This is a genomic window from Bisbaumannia salifodinae (assembly GCF_055388505.1).
Window position 1 is genome coordinate 692163 of sequence record NZ_AP043781.1, and the last position, 15771, is coordinate 707933.

A 15771-nucleotide genomic window follows, 5' to 3' on the forward strand; every position below is an offset into this window, starting at 1 on the left:
GGACACATTTTCAAGCTGCAGCTGCCAATTCAATCTCCCTCGGCGTCTGGTAGCCGAGGGTCGAGTGGAGCCGGCAGCTGTTGTACTCCATTTCGATGTAGTCGATCACGTCCCGCCGTGCAGCCTGGCGGCTCCAGTAGCGCTGACCAGCCAGCCACTCACTCTTCAGTGAGCCGAAGAACCGCTCCATAACGGCATTGTCCCAGCAGTTCCCCTTCCGGCTCATCGAGGCCTGGAGCCCGTACCGAGCCAGCGTGGACCGGTAGTCATGCGACGCGTATTGGCTGCCGCGGTCACTGTGATGTAGCAGTCCTTCATCGGGCTGCCGGCGGCCCACGGCCATCTCCAGAGCATCCAGTACCAGCGGCGTGCGCATGTGGTCCGCCATCGCCCAGCCCACCAACTGCCGGTCATGGAGATCAAGCACCGCCGCTAGATAGAGCCAGCCTTCCAGCGTCCAGATCGCCGTGATATCGGCCACCCAAACCTGGTTCGGTGCCGCCACCATGAACTGGCGGTTCAGCAGGTTGGGTGCCACCGGTAGGCTATGCTCACTGTCGGTCGTATGACGCCAGCGGCGCCGCTGCCGTGCCTCTACGCCGGCTTCCCGCATCAGGCTCCGGGCCTGGTAGCGGCCAACGTCGTAGCCGCGACGTCGCAGCTCTCTGGCCATACGGCGGCTGCCATAGCTGCCGCGTTTCCGGTGATGGATCTCGCTGACTTCACGCAGCAAGGCCTGACGCTGGTCATCAGGGCCACGCTGCCGCCAAGCATAGAAACCACTCCGGCTGACCTGCATGACCCGACACAACACGGCCACGGGATAGGTGGCCTTCTCCGACTCGATGAACTGGTATTTCAGCTCGACTCTTTGGCGAAGAAGGCCGCCGCCTTTTTTAAAATATCCTTTTCCATCTGAAGCTTACGAACTTCTTCGCGGAGCTTCTTTATCTCGGCATCGCGATCATCCTCATGCCGCCCCGGGGTACCGGAGACCTGCTGACGGTGCTTGCGGCACCAGCGGTCCAGCACGCTGCGCTCCACGCCCAGGCGCCGGGCGGCCTCGGATACGGAATACCCCTGATCGATCACCAGGCTCACCGCATCGGCCTTAAAGTCATCGGAAAACCGACGTCGAGTCTTCTTGGTCATGAACACCTCCATGGCCTCCATTATGAGGCTTATCGGGGTGTCCGCTCCAATTGGACCACTTCATGGTGCGAGGAAAACCAAGAATCCCCGTCAGGTGCGAACCTGGCGGGGATTCTTCTTGATACGGCGCTCGGCGCTTAGTCTTCGACGATGGTATAGGAGTGGCTGATCTCGACGCCGCCCTTACCGAGCATGATGGAGGCGCTGCAGTACTTGTCGGCGGAGAGTTCCACCGCCCGCTGCACCTGCTTCTCCTTGAGGTTCTTGCCGCTCACCGTGAAGTGCACATGGATCCTGGTGAAGACGCTGGGCACGCTGTCGGCGCGCTCCGCTTCCACCTTGGCCACGCAGTCGTGCACGTCGGCCCGGGACTTCTCGAGGATCTCCAGCACATCGAAGGAGGTGCAGGCGCCCAGGCCCATCAGCAGCATCTCCATGGGCCGGGGCCCGGTATTGCGGCCGCCGTGGTCGGGGGGGCCGTCGATTACCAGGCTATGACCGCTGCCGCTCTCGGCAACGAATTGACGACCGTCGGTCCACTTCACTGAGGCTTGCATGGGTAGGTTTCCTCAAAGGAGTCGTTAAAAGGGGTTCATTGCGGATTAGCGTGAAGCCACGACATGGATGATTCCGGCTTGCTCTCGTGGGAGTTTGGCTATGCCGAACGATTGGGCGACGAAGTCGCCCCTGGTGGCAACCAGGATCGCCCTCCGGGCGATAATCGCGCGGAATCCGCGCTCCCACGGTGGCACTCACGCCAAAGTGCGATGAACCTTAAAAGGGCCAGCATAGCAGCTGGCCGGGCAGGGCTCAGCCTCGGGGGCCACCAAGGCGGCGATCCAGGGCCGCCAGGCGCTGCGGGGTGCCCACGTCGACCCAGTCGCCGCGGTGGTGGCTGCCCGTCACCCGCCCCTCGGCCATGGCGCGGCGCAGCAGGGGCACCAGGGGAAAGGCGCCGGGGGCCTGGTCGGCCACCAGGGCTGGATCCAGCAGGCTCAGGCCGGCGAAGGTCAGGCGTGGCTCGCCATGCTCCCGCACCCGGCCTTGGGCATCCAGATGGAAGTCGCCGCCCGGGTGGTGCTCGGGGTTATCCACCAGCACCAGATGGGCCAGGTCCTCGCCCAGGGGGGGCAGGCGCCGCGGGTCCAGGTCACACCAGATATCGCCGTTGACCAGCAGGAAGGGCGCCTCGCCCAGCAGCGGCAGGGCCTGGCGGATGCCGCCGCCGGTCTCCAGGGGCTCGTCCTCGCGGCTCCAGGCGATCCGCACGCCCTGGGCCGAGCCGTCACCCAGCGCCGCGATGATCTGTTCGGCCCGGTAGCTGACGTTGATCACCACCTCGACGATACCGGCCGCCGCCAGGCGCTCCAGGTGATGGACGATCAGCGCCTTGCCGGCCACCGGCAGCAGCGGCTTGGGGCAGTGGTCGGTGAGGGGGCGCATGCGGGTGCCGAGGCCGGCGGCCAGGATCATCGCCTTCATGCCAGCTCCTCCCGCCAGGCGGCCGGGGTCATCGCCATCATTCCACTCCCTCCCGTGCCAGGGCCCGGGTCAGCGCCGGGGTGAAGTCGTTCTCCAGCCAGGCGGCGAAGTCGCCATGCGCCGGCAGCCCGGCCAGGCTGTCACGCAGGTGATTCAGGAAGTGGGGCAGGCGCGCCAGGTAGCCGGTCTTGTGGTCGCGGTGGGTCAGGCGGCAGAAGATCCCCAGCACCTTGAGGGCGCGTTGGGCGGCCATGGCCGCCACCTGGTGGTGGAAGGTGGCGGCGTCTAGCTCGGCATCCAGGCGCCCCTCCGCCTGGGCGCGGCGGCGGAAGGCGTCCACGAAGGTGGCGAAGGTCTCGGCGTCGAAGCGCCGGTAGCGGCCCCGCAGCAGCGAGATCAGGTCATAGCTCGGCGGGCCCGCCACGGCGTCCTGGAAATCGATCAGGGTCAGGGTCTCGCCCTGGACCATCAGGTTCATGGCATCGAAGTCCCGGTGCACCGCCACCCGGGGCTGGGCCAGGGCCGAGTCGATCAGCGCCTCGCGCAGCGCCGGCCAGCTCGGCGGCGTGGGGAGGGCCAGCCAGGCCAGACACCAGTCGGGGAAGAGGTCCAGCTCGCGGCCCAGCAGGGCCGCGTCATAGGCCGGCAGCCCCTGGGTGGGGGCGGCCGCCTGAAGCCGGTGAAGCAGCTCGATGGCCCGCTGGTGCCAGGCCAGGGTGGTGGCCTCGTCATCGAAGCGGGCCGATAGCGGGGTATCGCCCAGGTCTTCCAGTTCCAGGAAACCGGCCTCGAGGTCGACGGCGTAGAGGTGCGGCACCGGCAGGCCGGCGGCCTCCCATTGCCGGGCGATGGCCACGAAGGGGTGGCTATCCTCCTGGGCCGGCGGGGCGTCCATCAGGATGCGGGTCTGTCCGTCGGGGAGGCTGGCCCGGTAGTAGCGGCGGAAGCTGGCGTCGCCGGCGGCCAGGCGCAGCTCGCAGGCCGCGATGGCCAGGTCATGCTGGCTGGCGAACCAGTGGCGAAGCGACTCGAGGCGCGGCGCGGAAGCGGCCGGGGGCATAGGGACTCCTTGCTGGCGGGCGCTCGTCCCTCGGACGGCGAGATCGTGGCGGCGAAGTTGACGCCTTGGGGACGGCGCCGCATGCTGGGCGCTGCTTGCGTGAGACGGAGCCGGTGTCGGACCTCCGAGCCGCCTCCTGGCGGCTTCTCCACGCTCCGGGCGTGGCTCCCGGGCAGCAGAGCCAAAATACGCGCTGTATAATACCGTTTTCATTCGCCAAGGACACCGACGACGATGGGCAAGCGATTCACCCGGACTGCCCTGGCCGGCCTGGTCGGCGCCACCTCCCTGTGGGGCCTGGCCCAGGCGGCCCCGCCCGAGCCGCTGGCGGCGAGCCAGCTCGACTGGCACCCCTGGGGGGATCAACGCCCCGCCGGCGCCCTGTGCCGGGGCCGCTACCTGGTTCCCGACTACCGCCTGCCCGCCGGCGCCACCCCCGAGGAGGTGGTGGGGGAGTCGGAGCAGGCCGACTATGGCGCGGATGGCGAGGTGATCCTCGGCGGTGAAGTGGTGCTGCGGCGCGGTACCAGCCAATTGGAATCGCCCCGGGTGCGGGTCACCGCCGAGCGGGATCGGGCCCTGGCGGACGGCCCATTGGCGTTGCGCGATGCCGGCCTGCTGGTGCGCGGTGACGCCGGCGAGCTTTCCCTGACGGATGATGCCGCCACCATCGAGCAGGCCCATTATGTGGCCCACGACCAGCGCCTGCGCGGCGGGGCTCAGCGCCTCGAGCGCCTTCCCGACGGGCGTTTCCGCCTGGCCTCGGCGAGTTTTACCAGTTGCGAGCCCGGCAGCGAACTGTGGCGCCTGGTCACCGGCGACCTGGTGCTGGACCAGGCCAGCGGCTTCGGCACCGCCCGCCATGCGCGCCTGGAGATGGGCCGGGTACCGGTCTTCTACTGGCCCTGGGTACGCTTCCCTATCGATGACCGCCGCCAGACCGGCTTCCTGTGGCCGACCCTGCGCGTCTCCGGGGATGGCCTCGACTATGCCCAGCCCTTCTACTGGAACATCGCCCCCAATCGGGATGCCACCCTGACGCCGCGCTGGATCAGCGACCGGGGCCTGTTGCTGGGCGGCCAGTACCGCTACCTCTACCCTAGCGATGCCGGCCAGATCGACGGCGCCTACCTGAGCGGCGACGATGGCGGCAACGGCCCCGAAGGGAGCGCCGGGCGCCGTTTCGAGGGGGAGGACCGCTGGTATGTCGATTATCGTCACCAGGGGCGGTTCTCCGAGCGCCTGGCCTATGAGCTGCGCTACGGCGCCGCCAGCGACGGCCGCTACTTCGATGATTTCGGCGGCGACTTCGGCGAGCGCAATACCACCAATATGCCGCGCCTGGCGCGTCTCGATTACCGGGGCCAGGTCTGGCGCCTGGAGGCCCGTGCCCAGGGCTTCCAGCGTCTCGATGACCCCCTGGCGGACCGCGACAAGCCCTTCTACCGCCTGCCCAGCCTCACCGCCAGCGCCCGCTGGCAGCAGCGGGGCTTCTATCAGCAGTGGCGCTCCAACCTGACCCACTTCTGGCGGGATATCGATGAGACGAGCCTCCCTCAGTCTCTGGAGCGTGAAGCCGCTGTGGGTACCCGGCTGCATCTCTCGCCGGCGGTGGGCTGGCGCTTCGACGATAGCTGGGGGCACCTGGAGCCGCGCCTGGAGTGGCTGCATACCGCCTATGACCTGGACTATGGCGAGCGGGTCACCAACCGCGATCGCCGGCCCGACCGCAGCCTGCCGGTGTTCTCGGTGGATGGCGGCCTGATCTTCGAGCGGCCCCTCCAGTTGGGCGGGGCCGACCATCGCCAGACCCTGGAGCCGCGCCTCAACTACGCCTATGTGCCGGCCCGGGACCAGCGCGAGCTGCCCGACTTCGACGCCAGCGAGCGGGCCTTCTCCTGGCAGCAGCTGTGGTCCCCCTACCGCTTCTCCGGCGCCGATCGGGTCGGCGACCTCAATCGCCTCTCCTATGGGCTGAGCAGTCGCCTGCTGGAGGACGCCAGCGGGCGCGAACGCCTCGGCCTGCACCTGGGCCAGGCCCTCTACTTCGAGGATCGCCATATCGACCTGAATGGCGACCCCGACACCCTGCCCCCGGAGGCGGCCTTCCAGCGCTTCTATAACGCCACCCGGGAGCGTTCCCCCCTGGTGGCCCGCGCCGACTGGCGGCATGGCGTCCGCTGGTCCAGCCACTACGAGGTCCTCTACGACGATCACCTGGAGCGCAGCGAGCGGGCCGCCGCCGGGGTCCAGTATCGCGATCCCCGCGGCCATGTGGTGAACCTTGGCTACCGTTGGGAGCTCCAAGGCTTCGACCCCTCGGTGGAGGTGAGCGATGACGCCTTCCGCAACTTCGACCGCGAGGAGTTCGATCTCTCCTTCGCCTGGCGCTCCAGTGCCCGGCTCGACCTGATCGGGCGCCTGCTCTACGACAACACCAATGATCGCTTCCTGGAGCAGCTCGCCGGGGTGCAGTGGAACGACTGCTGTTACGGCGTGCAGTTGGTATGGCGGGAGTGGGTGGATGACAATGACACCGGGATCCTGGCCGACGACTTCACCGACCGGGGCTTCTTCCTGCGCTTCGTGCTCAAGGGGCTCGGTGGCGTGGGCGGCGATGCCGGCGATTACTTCGAGCGTGCGATTCCGGGGTACCGCCCGGCGGTCCTGTGATAATCACGCGGGCTCCAAGGATGTGAATTTCGATGATCAAGACAATCAACGAGGTAGTTATGCGCAGTCGTTTCTCCGCCAGCCTGGCCGTGGTGCTGTCGCTGCTGGCCCTGCCCCTGGTGGCCCAGGCTCAGGGCCAGTCTCAGAGTCAGGAGGATTTTCGGGCGCAGCCCTTCGAGCGCCAGGCGCTGGATCGCATCGTCGCGGTGGTCAATCAGGACGCCATCATGGCCAGCGAACTGGAGGCGCGCCTGGCCCAGGTGCGCGGGCAGTTGGCCGGGCGCGGTATCCAGGCGCCTTCCGACCGGGAACTGCGGACCCAGGTGCTGGAGCGCATGATCGTCGAGGAGATTCAGCTGCAGCGGGCCGAGGAGGCCAGCCTCAGCGTCGATGAGACCGAGCTCAATCGCGCCGTGCGCGGCGTGGCCCAGAGCAACGACATGAGCCTCGAGCAGTTCGCCGATGCCCTGGAGGCGGATGGCCTGAGCCTGGCCCAGGTGCGCGAGGATATCCGCCGCGAGCTGCTGCTGCGCGAGCTGGTCCAGCGCGAGGTGGCCAGCCGTATCACCATCAGCGAGCGTGAGGTGGAGCGCTTCCTCGAGCAACAGGGCGAGGCCGGCGATGTGCGCTATCGCCTGGGCCATATCCTGGTGGCTCTGCCCCAGTCGCCGAGCAGCGACCAGGTGCAGGCCGCCCAGCGGGAGGTGCGTCGCCTGGCCGACGAGCTGGCCGGCGGCGCCGATTTCGCCGCCCTGGCCGCCGCCCACTCCGACGGGGGCCAGGCCCTGGAAGGGGGCGACCTGGGCTGGCGCGCCGCCGGCGAACTGCCCAGCCTGTTCGTCGACGTGGTGCCGGGGCTCGCCGTGGGCGAGGTCAGCGAGCCGCTGCGCAGCCCCAGCGGCTTCCACCTGGTCAAGCTGGTGGAGCGTCAGGGCGGTCAGGGCATGGCCGCCGAGGCCCAGCGCCAGCAGGCCCGGGAGCGGCTCTTCCAGCGCAAGGTCAACGAGGAGATCGAGACCTGGCTGCAGGAGATCCGCGGCCAGGCCTTCGTCGATGTGCGCCTCTGAGGTGGTCATGAGCGAGCCCGTCCTGGCCCTGACCTGCGGCGAGCCCGCCGGCATCGGCCCCGACCTGGCGGTGATGCTGGCCGCCGACCCGGCGCCCCTGCCGGGGCGGCTGGTGGCCATCGGCGACCCGGCCCTGCTCGCCGAGCGGGCCCGCCTGCTGGGCCTCGAGCTGCGCATCCGCGAGCTGGCGACGGATCAGGCGCCGGGCCCCCGGGTGGTCGGCGAACTGGCCGTCTGGCCGGTGCCCCTGGCGGCGCCGGTGACCCCGGGGCGGGTCGACCCCGCCAATGCCGGCTATGTGCTGGCCTCCCTGGACCTGGCCATCGCCGCCTGCCGGGACGGTCGCGCCCGGGCCATGGTCACCGCGCCCCTGCACAAGGGGGCGATCATCGAGGGTGGCCACCCCGGGTTTACCGGCCACACCGAGTACCTGCGCGATGCCTGCGGCGTCGACGAGGTGGTGATGATGCTGGCCACCGACGCCGCCCTGCATGGCCGGGTGCTGGGCCAGGCCCAGTGTCCGCTGCGGGTGGCCCTGGCCACCACCCATCTGCCCCTGCGCCAGGTGCCCGACGCCATCACCGCCGCGGGGCTGACCCGGGTGCTGCGGCGCCTGGAGGCCGGCCTGCGCCGCGACTTCGGCCTCGCCGCGCCGCGTATCCTGGTGTGTGGCCTCAACCCCCACGCCGGCGAGGAGGGCCACCTGGGCCGCGAGGAGATCGAGGTGATCACCCCGACCCTGGAGGCGCTGCGCGGCGAGGGCCTCGACCTGGTGGGGCCGCTGCCGGCGGACACCCTCTTCACGCCGCGGCATCTCGAGGGGGCCGATGCGGTGCTGGCCATGTATCATGATCAGGGGCTGGCGGTGCTCAAGTACGCCGGCTTCGGCCGCGGCGCCAATATCACCCTGGGCCTGCCGCTGGTGCGCACCTCGGTGGATCACGGCACCGCCCTGGACCTGGCCGGCAGCGGCCGGGCCGACCCCGGTAGCCTGCGGGTGGCCCTGGCCCTGGCGGCACAGATGGTCGCGGCCCGCGGCACGCCCTGAGAACCGACTCGACTCTTCTTGCAGCAAAGGATCCTATAGCGCATGTCATCTCGACCCCCGATGCATCGGGCCCGGAAACGTTTCGGGCAGAACTTCCTGCGCGATGCCGGCATCATTTCGCGGATCGTCCGCGCCATCGGCCCGCGTCCCGGGGAGCGCCTGCTGGAGATCGGACCCGGCCAGGGGGCACTCACCGGGCCCCTGGTGGAGGCCGCCGGTGCCCTGGAGGTGATCGAGCTGGATCGCGACCTGATCCCCGGGCTGCGCGTGCAGTTCTTCAACTACCCCGACTTCGTGATCCACGAGGGCGACGCCCTCAAGTTCGACTTCCGCGCCCTGCGCGGCGAGGGCCCGGCGCTGCGGGTGGTGGGCAACCTGCCCTACAACATCTCCACGCCGCTGATCGTGCACCTGCTGGGGGCCGGCGATGCCATCGCCGATATGCACTTCATGCTGCAGAAGGAGGTGGTGGAGCGCCTGGCCGCGGCCCCCGACACGGCCGACTGGGGCCGCCTCTCGGTGATGGCCCAGTACTACTGCCGGGTCGAGTCGCTGTTCGTGGTGCCGCCGGAGGCCTTCGTGCCGCGCCCCAAGGTGGACTCCGCCATCGTGCGGCTGATGCCCCATGCCAGCCTGCCGCATCCCGCCCGGGACGAGGCGCTGCTCTTCGACCTGGTGCGCGAGGCCTTCGGCCAGCGGCGCAAGACATTGCGCAATAACCTCAAGGGGCGCATCTCCGCCGAGGCGTTGAGCGACCTGGGCATCGACCCCGGCCGGCGTCCTCAGACCCTGAGCGTCGAGGAATTCGTGCGTATCGCCAATTCCCTGGCCGAGGAGGGCGCTTGAATCCCATGGGCGAGAGCGATTCACTGGCCAAGACCATTCGTATCGATGTGGAGCCCGAGTTCCAGGCGGGGGAGTCGTCGCCGGCGGAGCAGCGCTATGTGTTCAGCTACACCGTCACCGTGCATAACCACTCCCGGGAGAGCGTGCAGCTGCTGGCCCGCCACTGGAAGATCACCCAGGGCAGCGGCAAGGTGCAGGAGGTGCGCGGCAAGGGCGTGGTCGGCAAGCAGCCGCTGATCGGCCCCGGCCAGACCTTCCGCTACACCAGCCGGGCGGTGCTGGATGGGCCCGTGGGGGTGATGGAGGGGGCCTATACCTGCATCGAGACCGCCACCCAGACCCACTTCGAGGTGCCCATCGCGCCCTTCCGCCTGGCCGGTCCCAACCAGGTCCACTGACTGACGACGCCAGGAGCGACCATGACCACCTACGCCATCGGTGATCTCCAGGGCTGCCACGCCGAGTTCGTCGCCCTGCTGGAACGCCTCTCCTTCGACCCGCGCCGCGACCGGCTGTGGCTGACCGGCGACCTGGTCAATCGCGGCCCCGGCTCCCTGGCCTGCCTGCGCGAGGTGGCCGCCCTGGGCGAGGCCGCCCGGGTGGTGCTGGGTAACCATGACCTGCATCTGCTGGCGGTGGCCCGGGGCGACGCCGGTCTCAAGCGCAGCGATACCCTGGCGGCGATCCTCGATGCTCCGGATCGCGAGACGCTGCTCGACTGGCTGCAGGCCCAGCCGCTGCTGGTGCGCGATGGCGAGGACGTCATGACCCATGCCGGCCTGCCGCCCCACTGGTCGCTGGCCCGGGCCGAGGCCCTGGCCGATGAGGTGGCGCAGGCGCTGGGCGGCGAATCCAGCGGCGCCTTCCTGCGTCAGATGTACGGCAACCGCCCGGCCTGCTGGCGGGACGACCTGGCGGGAGTCGAGCGGCTGCGGTTGATCGTCAACACCCTGACCCGCATGCGCTTTATCGATGCCGAGGGCTGCATCGACTTCTCCGCCAAGGAGGGCCTCGACTCGGCGCCGCCGGGCTTCGCCCCCTGGTTCCAGTATCCACGGCCGGATGCGCCGCGCATCCTCTTCGGCCACTGGGCGGCCCTGGAGGGGCGCACCCCCGGCAGCCGCGTCGATGCCCAGGCCCTCGATACCGGCTGCGTCTGGGGCGGCGACCTCACCGCCCTCGACCTGGCCAGCGGCGAGCGCCATCGCGTGCCCAGCCGCCAGCGCTAATCCTTCACGATTTCCGGAGCCGTTATGACCCAAGCCCCCTTCGAGCACCTCGACGTGGACACCCTGGCCGGCTGGCTGGCCGACGAGGCCCCCCTGACCCTGGTGGATATCCGCGACCCCTTGAGCTTCTCCCAGGGGCATATTCCCGGCAGTCGCCACCTGGACAACACCAGCGTGGCGGCGCTGCTGGAGGAGGCCCCCAGGGAGCGCCCCCTGGTGGTGGTCTGCTACCACGGCAACTCCAGCCAGCAGGCCGCCGCCTGGCTGGGCGGCCAGGGCTACGACCGGGTCTATAGCCTGGACGGCGGCTTCGGCGACTGGGCCGTTCGGCATCCCGAGCGGGTGGAGCGCCAGGGGTGAGCGACGATCCCTGTCTCGCGGGCCTCGAGGTCTACTGCGTGGGCGGCGCCGTGCGCGACGCCCGCCTGGGCTGGCCGGTCACCGATCGCGACTGGGTGGTGGTGGGGGCGACCCCCGAGGCGATGCGCCGGCGCGGCTTCAAGCCGGTGGGCCGCGACTTCCCGGTCTTCCTGCACCCCGAGACCCATGAGGAGTACGCCCTGGCCCGCACCGAGCGCAAGGCCGGCCACGGCTACACCGGCTTCGTGGTGCATGCCAGCTCCGCGGTGACCCTGGAGGAGGACCTGGCGCGCCGCGACCTGACCATCAACGCCATGGCCGAGTCGCCGGACGGGCGCCTGGTGGATCCTTATGGCGGCCTGGCGGACCTCGAGGCGCACACCCTGCGCCATGTCTCGCCGGCCTTCGTCGAGGACCCGCTGCGGGTGCTGCGCACGGCGCGTTTCCTGGCCCGCTACTGCGGCCTGGGCTTTACCATCGCCGAGGAGACCCGGGCACTGATGGCCCGACTGGTGGCGGATGGCGAACTGGCCCATCTGGTGGCGGAGCGGGTCTGGATCGAGACCGAGAAGGCCCTCGGCGAGCCCCATCCGGAGGCCTATTTCCAGGCCCTGCGGGAGTGCGGTGCCCTGGCGGTCTGGTGGCCGGAGCTGGGCGCCGACGAGGCGGCCCTGGATGCCGCCCTGGACCGCCTGCCGTGCCTGCCGGAGGACGATGCCGAGCCCTGCCTGTGGCGCTGGGCGCGGCTCGTCGAGCACCTGGACGACGGCGAGCGGGCACGGCTCGGCGAGCGGCTGCGCCTGCCCAAGGCCTATGCGGCCCTGGCCCGCCAGGTGGCGCTGACCCGAACGCTATGGCAGGCCGCCGAGGCGGCGCCCCTGACGGCGGACCTCGTCCAGGCCTGGCTGGACGAGGTCGACGCCTGGCGCCGACCGGAACGGGTGCCGCCGCTGCTGTCGCTGGTCAGCCTGGAGAACGCCGACCTGGCCACCGACCTGTCGCTGGCCTGGCGCCTGGCCGGGCAGGTGGTGCCCCGGGCGCTGATGGAGGAGGGCTTCAAGGGCAAGGCCCTGGGCGAGGCCCTGGCCCGGCGCCGCCATGAGGCGATCGCCGCGGCCCTGGCCGGCGAAGAGGGCGGGTCGACGGCCTGATCCGGAAGGGCGCTGCCGTGGAGGTGGTTGATCTTGTGGGAGCTCAGCTGTGCTGAGCGATTGGCGCCGCAGGTGCCTTGCCGGGACGAACCATGAAAAAGCCGCCGGCCTGGGGTTCAGGCCTAGGTTTTGTACGAAAAGTCGGCGAGCGAAGGTCAGACAAGGCAAAAATCGGCGAAAAGACGGAGTTTACGCGGTGTAAATGAGTACTTTGAGCCGATTTTTAACGCCGTATGGGCGAGCGCAGCCAGTTTTCGGAAAAGCCTAATCCGGCCAGGAGATCCGCCGCCCCTGCCAGGTGAAGTCCACCGGGCGCAGGCTCTGGTCGCGCTTGTCGAAGGCGGCCCAGAGTTCGTCGTAACGCCGGCCATCCCGCGGATGGCGCGCCTCGGGAAGTAGCTCCGCCAGGGGCCAGAGCACGAAGGCGTGGTGAAGGATCTCGTCCCGGGGCAGGGCCACGCCGTCATGCGTCCCGGTCAGCTCGCCCACCGTCAGCAGGTCGATATCCAGGGTGCGGGGGCTGAACTTGGGGCTATCCTTGCGCCGGCCATGGGCGAACTCCAGGCGCTTGCACCAGGCCTGCAGCTCCCCCACCGAGGCGTCGCTGTCGAAGGCCACCACCAGGTTGTAGAAATTGCGGCCATCCTCGAAGCCCACCGGCTCGCTGTCGAAGACCCGCGAGATCTCCAGCTCGCCGAAGGCCTCGGCCAGGGCGTCCAGGCAGCGGCGCACATGGTGATCGCGGTCGATATTGCTGCCGATGCTGGCGGTGACCCTCATGCCCGCTGGCCCCGCTCGATGGTCACGCCCACCGCCGCCGCCTGGGGCACGGCGCCGGGCTTGCGCACCGTCAGCCGCAGCCAGGGGATGCCGAACTCCCGGCGCAGGGTGGCGGCCAGGCGCTCGGCGAAGGTCTCCACCAGCGCGAAGTCATGCTCGGCGGCGAAGGCGGCGATGCGCTCGCTGATGGCCGCATAGTCCAGGGTCTGGCTCAGGTCGTCGTCGGCCGCCGCCGGGCGGATATCGGTGGCCAGGGCCAGGTCCAGTACCAGCCGCTGCTGGATGCTGCGTTCCCAGTCGTAGACGCCGATCACGGTGTCCACTGCGAGTGCCTCGATCAGCACGAGATCCATTCCCTACCCCTGCCTTGGTCGTGGTGGTGTGGCAAAGGCTCGATTGTACGCGACTCGCCAGGCAGAATCATGGTGTCGCCTCGCTTCGGGAACCGTCCATGTCGCCCACGTCACTGGCCCTGCTGCCCGCCCTGATGGGGCTAGGTTACCTGTGCGGTTCCTGGCTGGGCTCGCTGACCGTCTGCCGCCTGGCCGGGGTGGGGGATCCTCGCTATGCCGGCTCCCGCAATCCCGGCTTCTCCAATGTGCTGCGCCTGCATGGCATGCCCCTGGCCCTGGCCACCCTGGCTCTGGATGCCGGCAAGGGCATGCCGGTGCTGTGGCTAAGCATGCTCCTGGGGCTTCCGCCCTGGGCCCAGGGGCTGGTGGGACTGGCGGTGCTGCTGGGGCATAGCTACCCGCTATGGCACCGCTTTCGCGGCGGCAAGGCGGTGGCCAGTGCCTTCGGCGTGTTGCTGGTGCTGGTGCCGCCGGTGGCCCTGCTGTGCGCCCTGTGCTGGGCCCTGCTGGCCTGGCGGGTGCGCACCGCGGCGGTGGCCTCGCTGAGCAGCGCCCTGTTGGCGCCTCTGCTCAGCCTGTGGCTGGCGCCGGACTACGCCCTGGTGGTCACCGGCTTCGCCCTGCTGGTGCTGGCCCGCCACTTCTGGAACCTGAGGCGGCTGCGTAGCGGCGACGAGCCGGGGCTCTAACGCCGGAAGCTGGAGGCCGGCCACAGTCATGGCCCCGGTGGAAGAAGAGGGCGAGCCGGTGCCGCCGAGGTAAGGGCTTCGGGCCAGGAGGGCGGGCGACTTCGTCGCCCATCGTCCGGAATCCGGACTCCCACAACCCCCGTGGCCACTCAGGCTGACTGTGGGAGCGCGGATTCTGCCGGTCCGACGCTTCGGCGATATCGCCCGAAGGGCGATCCTGGCAAGCACCAAGGCACCTGGCGGCGCCAATCGCTGAAGACAGTCGGCTAGGGGGTAGGCCTTAGTTGGTTTCAGGTGGGGTGAGGGTATCCATCGGCCAGCGGGGACGGGCGGCGAAGACGCCGGGCTCGTCGCGTTCGCCGGCGAGCAGGCGCTGGGCGCCTACATAGGCAATCATGGCGCCGTTATCGGTGCAGAAGCGTCCCCGGGGATAGTAGGCCCGGGCGTCGCGCTTGGCGCACTCGCGTTCCAGGCGCTCGCGCAGGCGCACATTGGCGCTGACGCCGCCGGCCACCACCAGGCGCTTGAGGCCGGTCTGGTCCAGGGCGCGGCGACACTTGATCACCAGGGTGTCCACCACCGCCTCCTCGAAGGCGCGGGCGATATCGGCGCGGGCCTGATCGTCCAGGGTGCCCTCCGCCTCGAAGGCGCGCAATGTGGTCAGGGTATGGGTCTTGAGGCCGGAGAAACTGAAGTCGAGGCCCGGACGGTCGGTCATGGGCCGCGGGAAGCGCAGCCGCTGGGGGTCGCCCTGTTCCGCCAGCTTGGCCACCCGGGGGCCGCCCGGGTAGTCGAGGCCGAGCATCTTGGCGGCCTTGTCGAAGGCCTCGCCGGCGGCGTCGTCCACCGATTCCCCCAGCAGTTGGTAGCGGCCGATGCCCTGCACCTCCACCAGCTGGGTATGGCCGCCGGAGACCAGCAGCGCCACGAAGGGGAAGGCCGGCGGCTCGTCCTCCAGCATGGGCGCCAGCAGGTGGCCCTCCATATGGTGCACGCCGAGCACCGGCAGCCCCAGCGCCAGGGCCAGGCCATGGGCGGTGGCGGCGCCCACCATCAGGGCGCCGGCGAGCCCGGGGCCGGCGGTATAGGCGATGCCCTCCAGGTCGCCCCGGGTGAGGTTCGCCTCGGCGAGCACCTCGTCGATCAGCGGCAGCAGCTTGCGGGTATGGTCCCGGGACGCCAGCTCCGGCACCACGCCGCCGTAGTCGGCATGCATGGCCACCTGGCTGAAGAGGGCATCGGCCAGCAGGCCGTGCTCGGTATCATAGAGGGCGACGCCGGTCTCGTCGCAGGACGTCTCGATCCCCAGTACACGCATGATGGTCAAAGGCTCGCTGGCTCCAAGGAGGGGAGATATTCTACGCACTTGCCCGCGGCGCGTCAGCGTCATTTGCAAAGCCGGGTCACCACGTCTAGAATACTGTGCGCTGTAAGACTGGGTCGTGCACCCGGATTCCCGCTTCCCCACATTTGTCTGCTCACGGTCGTTTCCTCGGCCGAGTCGGAGTCTGCGACGGAATCGAGTCCTCAGGGTGTGCGTATCATCCGAACTCATGATCCTAAGGTAGGTGAGTGCTTAATGCCTTCTGTCAAAGTACGTGACAACGAGCCGTTCGACGTGGCACTGCGTCGCTTCAAGCGTTCCTGCGAAAAAGCCGGTGTTCTCTCCGAAGTTCGCCGTCGCGAGCACTACGAGAAGCCGACTGCCGAGCGCAAGCGCAAGGCGGCTGCCGCCGTCAAGCGTCACGCCAAGAAGCTGCAGCGCGAGCGCAAGCGCTTCGAACGGCTGTACTGATCCGTACTGGGGGCGATGAGGGCGCCTGGCGCACATCGTCCCGGAGGGATGCCAAGCGGCCGCCATTCGGTGGCCGTTTGTTTTTG

16 protein-coding genes and 1 pseudogene are annotated in these 15771 nt (G+C 69.4%); 10 read left to right on the forward strand and 7 right to left on the reverse strand.

Annotated elements, in window-relative coordinates; translation table 11 throughout:
- Positions 1–10: 10 nt before the first annotated feature.
- The 4 genes and pseudogenes from ACZ5EF_RS03265 to ACZ5EF_RS03280 all read right to left on the reverse strand — a co-directional run bounded on the left by ACZ5EF_RS03265 (position 11) and on the right by ACZ5EF_RS03280 (position 3694).
- Positions 11–1152, reverse strand: a pseudogene (locus ACZ5EF_RS03265) (IS3 family transposase).
- Between the two features lie 137 nt (positions 1153–1289).
- Entirely contained in the window at positions 1290–1709 is a 420-nt protein-coding gene (locus ACZ5EF_RS03270) for an OsmC family protein (RefSeq protein WP_346063610.1), read from the reverse strand.
- Positions 1710–1962: 253 nt separating this feature from the next.
- Entirely contained in the window at positions 1963–2634 is a 672-nt protein-coding gene (murU, locus tag ACZ5EF_RS03275; RefSeq protein WP_346063609.1) for an N-acetylmuramate alpha-1-phosphate uridylyltransferase MurU, read from the reverse strand.
- Positions 2635–2671: 37 nt separating this feature from the next.
- Positions 2672–3694 (reverse strand): aminoglycoside phosphotransferase family protein, encoded by a 1023-nt coding sequence (locus tag ACZ5EF_RS03280; protein ID WP_346063608.1) that lies wholly within the window; start codon positions 3692–3694, stop codon positions 2672–2674.
- A gap of 234 nt (positions 3695–3928) precedes the next feature.
- On the opposite strand from ACZ5EF_RS03280, the gene ACZ5EF_RS03285 reads away from it, so the two are divergent.
- Genes ACZ5EF_RS03285 through ACZ5EF_RS03320 form a run of 8 tightly spaced genes read left to right on the forward strand, consistent with a single transcriptional unit; the run spans position 3929 to position 12068 of the window.
- Positions 3929–6367 (forward strand): LPS-assembly protein LptD, encoded by a 2439-nt coding sequence (locus ACZ5EF_RS03285; protein WP_346063607.1) that lies wholly within the window; start codon positions 3929–3931, stop codon positions 6365–6367.
- Positions 6368–6399: 32 nt separating this feature from the next.
- Complete coding sequence (locus tag ACZ5EF_RS03290) at positions 6400–7434, forward strand: peptidylprolyl isomerase (RefSeq protein ID WP_346063606.1); 1035 nt, start codon at positions 6400–6402, stop codon at positions 7432–7434.
- Between the two features lie 7 nt (positions 7435–7441).
- Positions 7442–8482, forward strand: a complete 1041-nt coding sequence (gene pdxA / locus ACZ5EF_RS03295; protein ID WP_346063605.1) for a 4-hydroxythreonine-4-phosphate dehydrogenase PdxA — start codon at positions 7442–7444, stop codon at positions 8480–8482.
- A gap of 42 nt (positions 8483–8524) precedes the next feature.
- A complete protein-coding gene (rsmA, locus tag ACZ5EF_RS03300; protein ID WP_346063604.1) occupies positions 8525–9328 on the forward strand; it encodes a 16S rRNA (adenine(1518)-N(6)/adenine(1519)-N(6))-dimethyltransferase RsmA in 804 nt (267 codons plus the stop codon).
- A gap of 5 nt (positions 9329–9333) precedes the next feature.
- Positions 9334–9726, forward strand: a complete 393-nt coding sequence (gene apaG / locus ACZ5EF_RS03305; RefSeq protein ID WP_346063613.1) for a Co2+/Mg2+ efflux protein ApaG — start codon at positions 9334–9336, stop codon at positions 9724–9726.
- 21 nt (positions 9727–9747) lie between these two features.
- Positions 9748–10557, forward strand: coding sequence for a symmetrical bis(5'-nucleosyl)-tetraphosphatase (locus ACZ5EF_RS03310; RefSeq protein WP_346063603.1), 810 nt, complete (start codon positions 9748–9750; stop codon positions 10555–10557).
- A gap of 24 nt (positions 10558–10581) precedes the next feature.
- Positions 10582–10917 carry a thiosulfate sulfurtransferase GlpE gene (gene glpE, locus ACZ5EF_RS03315; protein ID WP_346063602.1) on the forward strand — a complete coding sequence of 112 codons (336 nt, stop codon included), beginning with the start codon at positions 10582–10584 and terminating at the stop codon, positions 10915–10917.
- A complete protein-coding gene (locus ACZ5EF_RS03320) occupies positions 10914–12068 on the forward strand; it encodes a polynucleotide adenylyltransferase (protein ID WP_346063601.1) in 1155 nt (384 codons plus the stop codon). The genes glpE and ACZ5EF_RS03320 overlap by 4 nt, the downstream gene beginning before the upstream one ends.
- Positions 12069–12332: 264 nt before the next feature.
- Here ACZ5EF_RS03320 and folK read toward each other — a convergent pair whose 3' ends face one another.
- Positions 12333–12848: a 2-amino-4-hydroxy-6-hydroxymethyldihydropteridine diphosphokinase gene (gene folK, locus ACZ5EF_RS03325; protein WP_346063600.1), complete on the reverse strand. Its 516-nt coding sequence runs from the start codon at positions 12846–12848 to the stop codon at positions 12333–12335.
- A complete protein-coding gene (gene folB, locus ACZ5EF_RS03330; protein ID WP_346063599.1) occupies positions 12845–13201 on the reverse strand; it encodes a dihydroneopterin aldolase in 357 nt (118 codons plus the stop codon). Before folB ends, folK begins: the two co-directional genes overlap by 4 nt.
- A 98-nt stretch (positions 13202–13299) precedes the next feature.
- On the opposite strand from folB, the gene plsY reads away from it, so the two are divergent.
- A complete protein-coding gene (gene plsY, locus ACZ5EF_RS03335; protein ID WP_346063598.1) occupies positions 13300–13890 on the forward strand; it encodes a glycerol-3-phosphate 1-O-acyltransferase PlsY in 591 nt (196 codons plus the stop codon).
- A gap of 280 nt (positions 13891–14170) precedes the next feature.
- Here the strand turns inward: plsY and tsaD are convergent, their stop codons facing one another.
- A complete protein-coding gene (gene tsaD / locus ACZ5EF_RS03340) occupies positions 14171–15208 on the reverse strand; it encodes a tRNA (adenosine(37)-N6)-threonylcarbamoyltransferase complex transferase subunit TsaD (RefSeq protein ID WP_346063612.1) in 1038 nt (345 codons plus the stop codon).
- Between the two features lie 261 nt (positions 15209–15469).
- Here tsaD and rpsU point away from each other — a divergent pair, with 261 nt between their 5' ends.
- Positions 15470–15685, forward strand: a complete 216-nt coding sequence (gene rpsU, locus ACZ5EF_RS03345) for a 30S ribosomal protein S21 (RefSeq protein WP_016416934.1) — start codon at positions 15470–15472, stop codon at positions 15683–15685.
- The last annotated feature ends 86 nt before the right edge of the window (positions 15686–15771 follow it).

Bases quoted from the DNA above. Each gene is read 5' to 3' on its own strand.
- folB (WP_346063599.1), bottom strand. From the start codon at position 13,201: ATGGATCTCGTGCTGATCGAGGCACTCGCAGTGGACACCGTGATCGGC.
- ACZ5EF_RS03270 (WP_346063610.1), bottom strand. From the start codon at position 1,709: ATGCAAGCCTCAGTGAAGTGGACCGACGGTCGTCAATTCGTTGCCGAG.
- ACZ5EF_RS03310 (WP_346063603.1), top strand. From the start codon at position 9,748: ATGACCACCTACGCCATCGGTGATCTCCAGGGCTGCCACGCCGAGTTC.
- apaG (WP_346063613.1), top strand. From the start codon at position 9,334: ATGGGCGAGAGCGATTCACTGGCCAAGACCATTCGTATCGATGTGGAG.
- glpE (WP_346063602.1), top strand. From the start codon at position 10,582: ATGACCCAAGCCCCCTTCGAGCACCTCGACGTGGACACCCTGGCCGGC.
- ACZ5EF_RS03280 (WP_346063608.1), bottom strand. From the start codon at position 3,694: ATGCCCCCGGCCGCTTCCGCGCCGCGCCTCGAGTCGCTTCGCCACTGG.
- murU (WP_346063609.1), bottom strand. From the start codon at position 2,634: ATGAAGGCGATGATCCTGGCCGCCGGCCTCGGCACCCGCATGCGCCCC.
- plsY (WP_346063598.1), top strand. From the start codon at position 13,300: ATGTCGCCCACGTCACTGGCCCTGCTGCCCGCCCTGATGGGGCTAGGT.
- ACZ5EF_RS03290 (WP_346063606.1), top strand. From the start codon at position 6,400: ATGATCAAGACAATCAACGAGGTAGTTATGCGCAGTCGTTTCTCCGCC.
- rpsU (WP_016416934.1), top strand. From the start codon at position 15,470: ATGCCTTCTGTCAAAGTACGTGACAACGAGCCGTTCGACGTGGCACTG.
- rsmA (WP_346063604.1), top strand. From the start codon at position 8,525: ATGTCATCTCGACCCCCGATGCATCGGGCCCGGAAACGTTTCGGGCAG.
- folK (WP_346063600.1), bottom strand. From the start codon at position 12,848: ATGAGGGTCACCGCCAGCATCGGCAGCAATATCGACCGCGATCACCAT.
- pdxA (WP_346063605.1), top strand. From the start codon at position 7,442: ATGAGCGAGCCCGTCCTGGCCCTGACCTGCGGCGAGCCCGCCGGCATC.
- ACZ5EF_RS03285 (WP_346063607.1), top strand. From the start codon at position 3,929: ATGGGCAAGCGATTCACCCGGACTGCCCTGGCCGGCCTGGTCGGCGCC.
- tsaD (WP_346063612.1), bottom strand. From the start codon at position 15,208: ATGCGTGTACTGGGGATCGAGACGTCCTGCGACGAGACCGGCGTCGCC.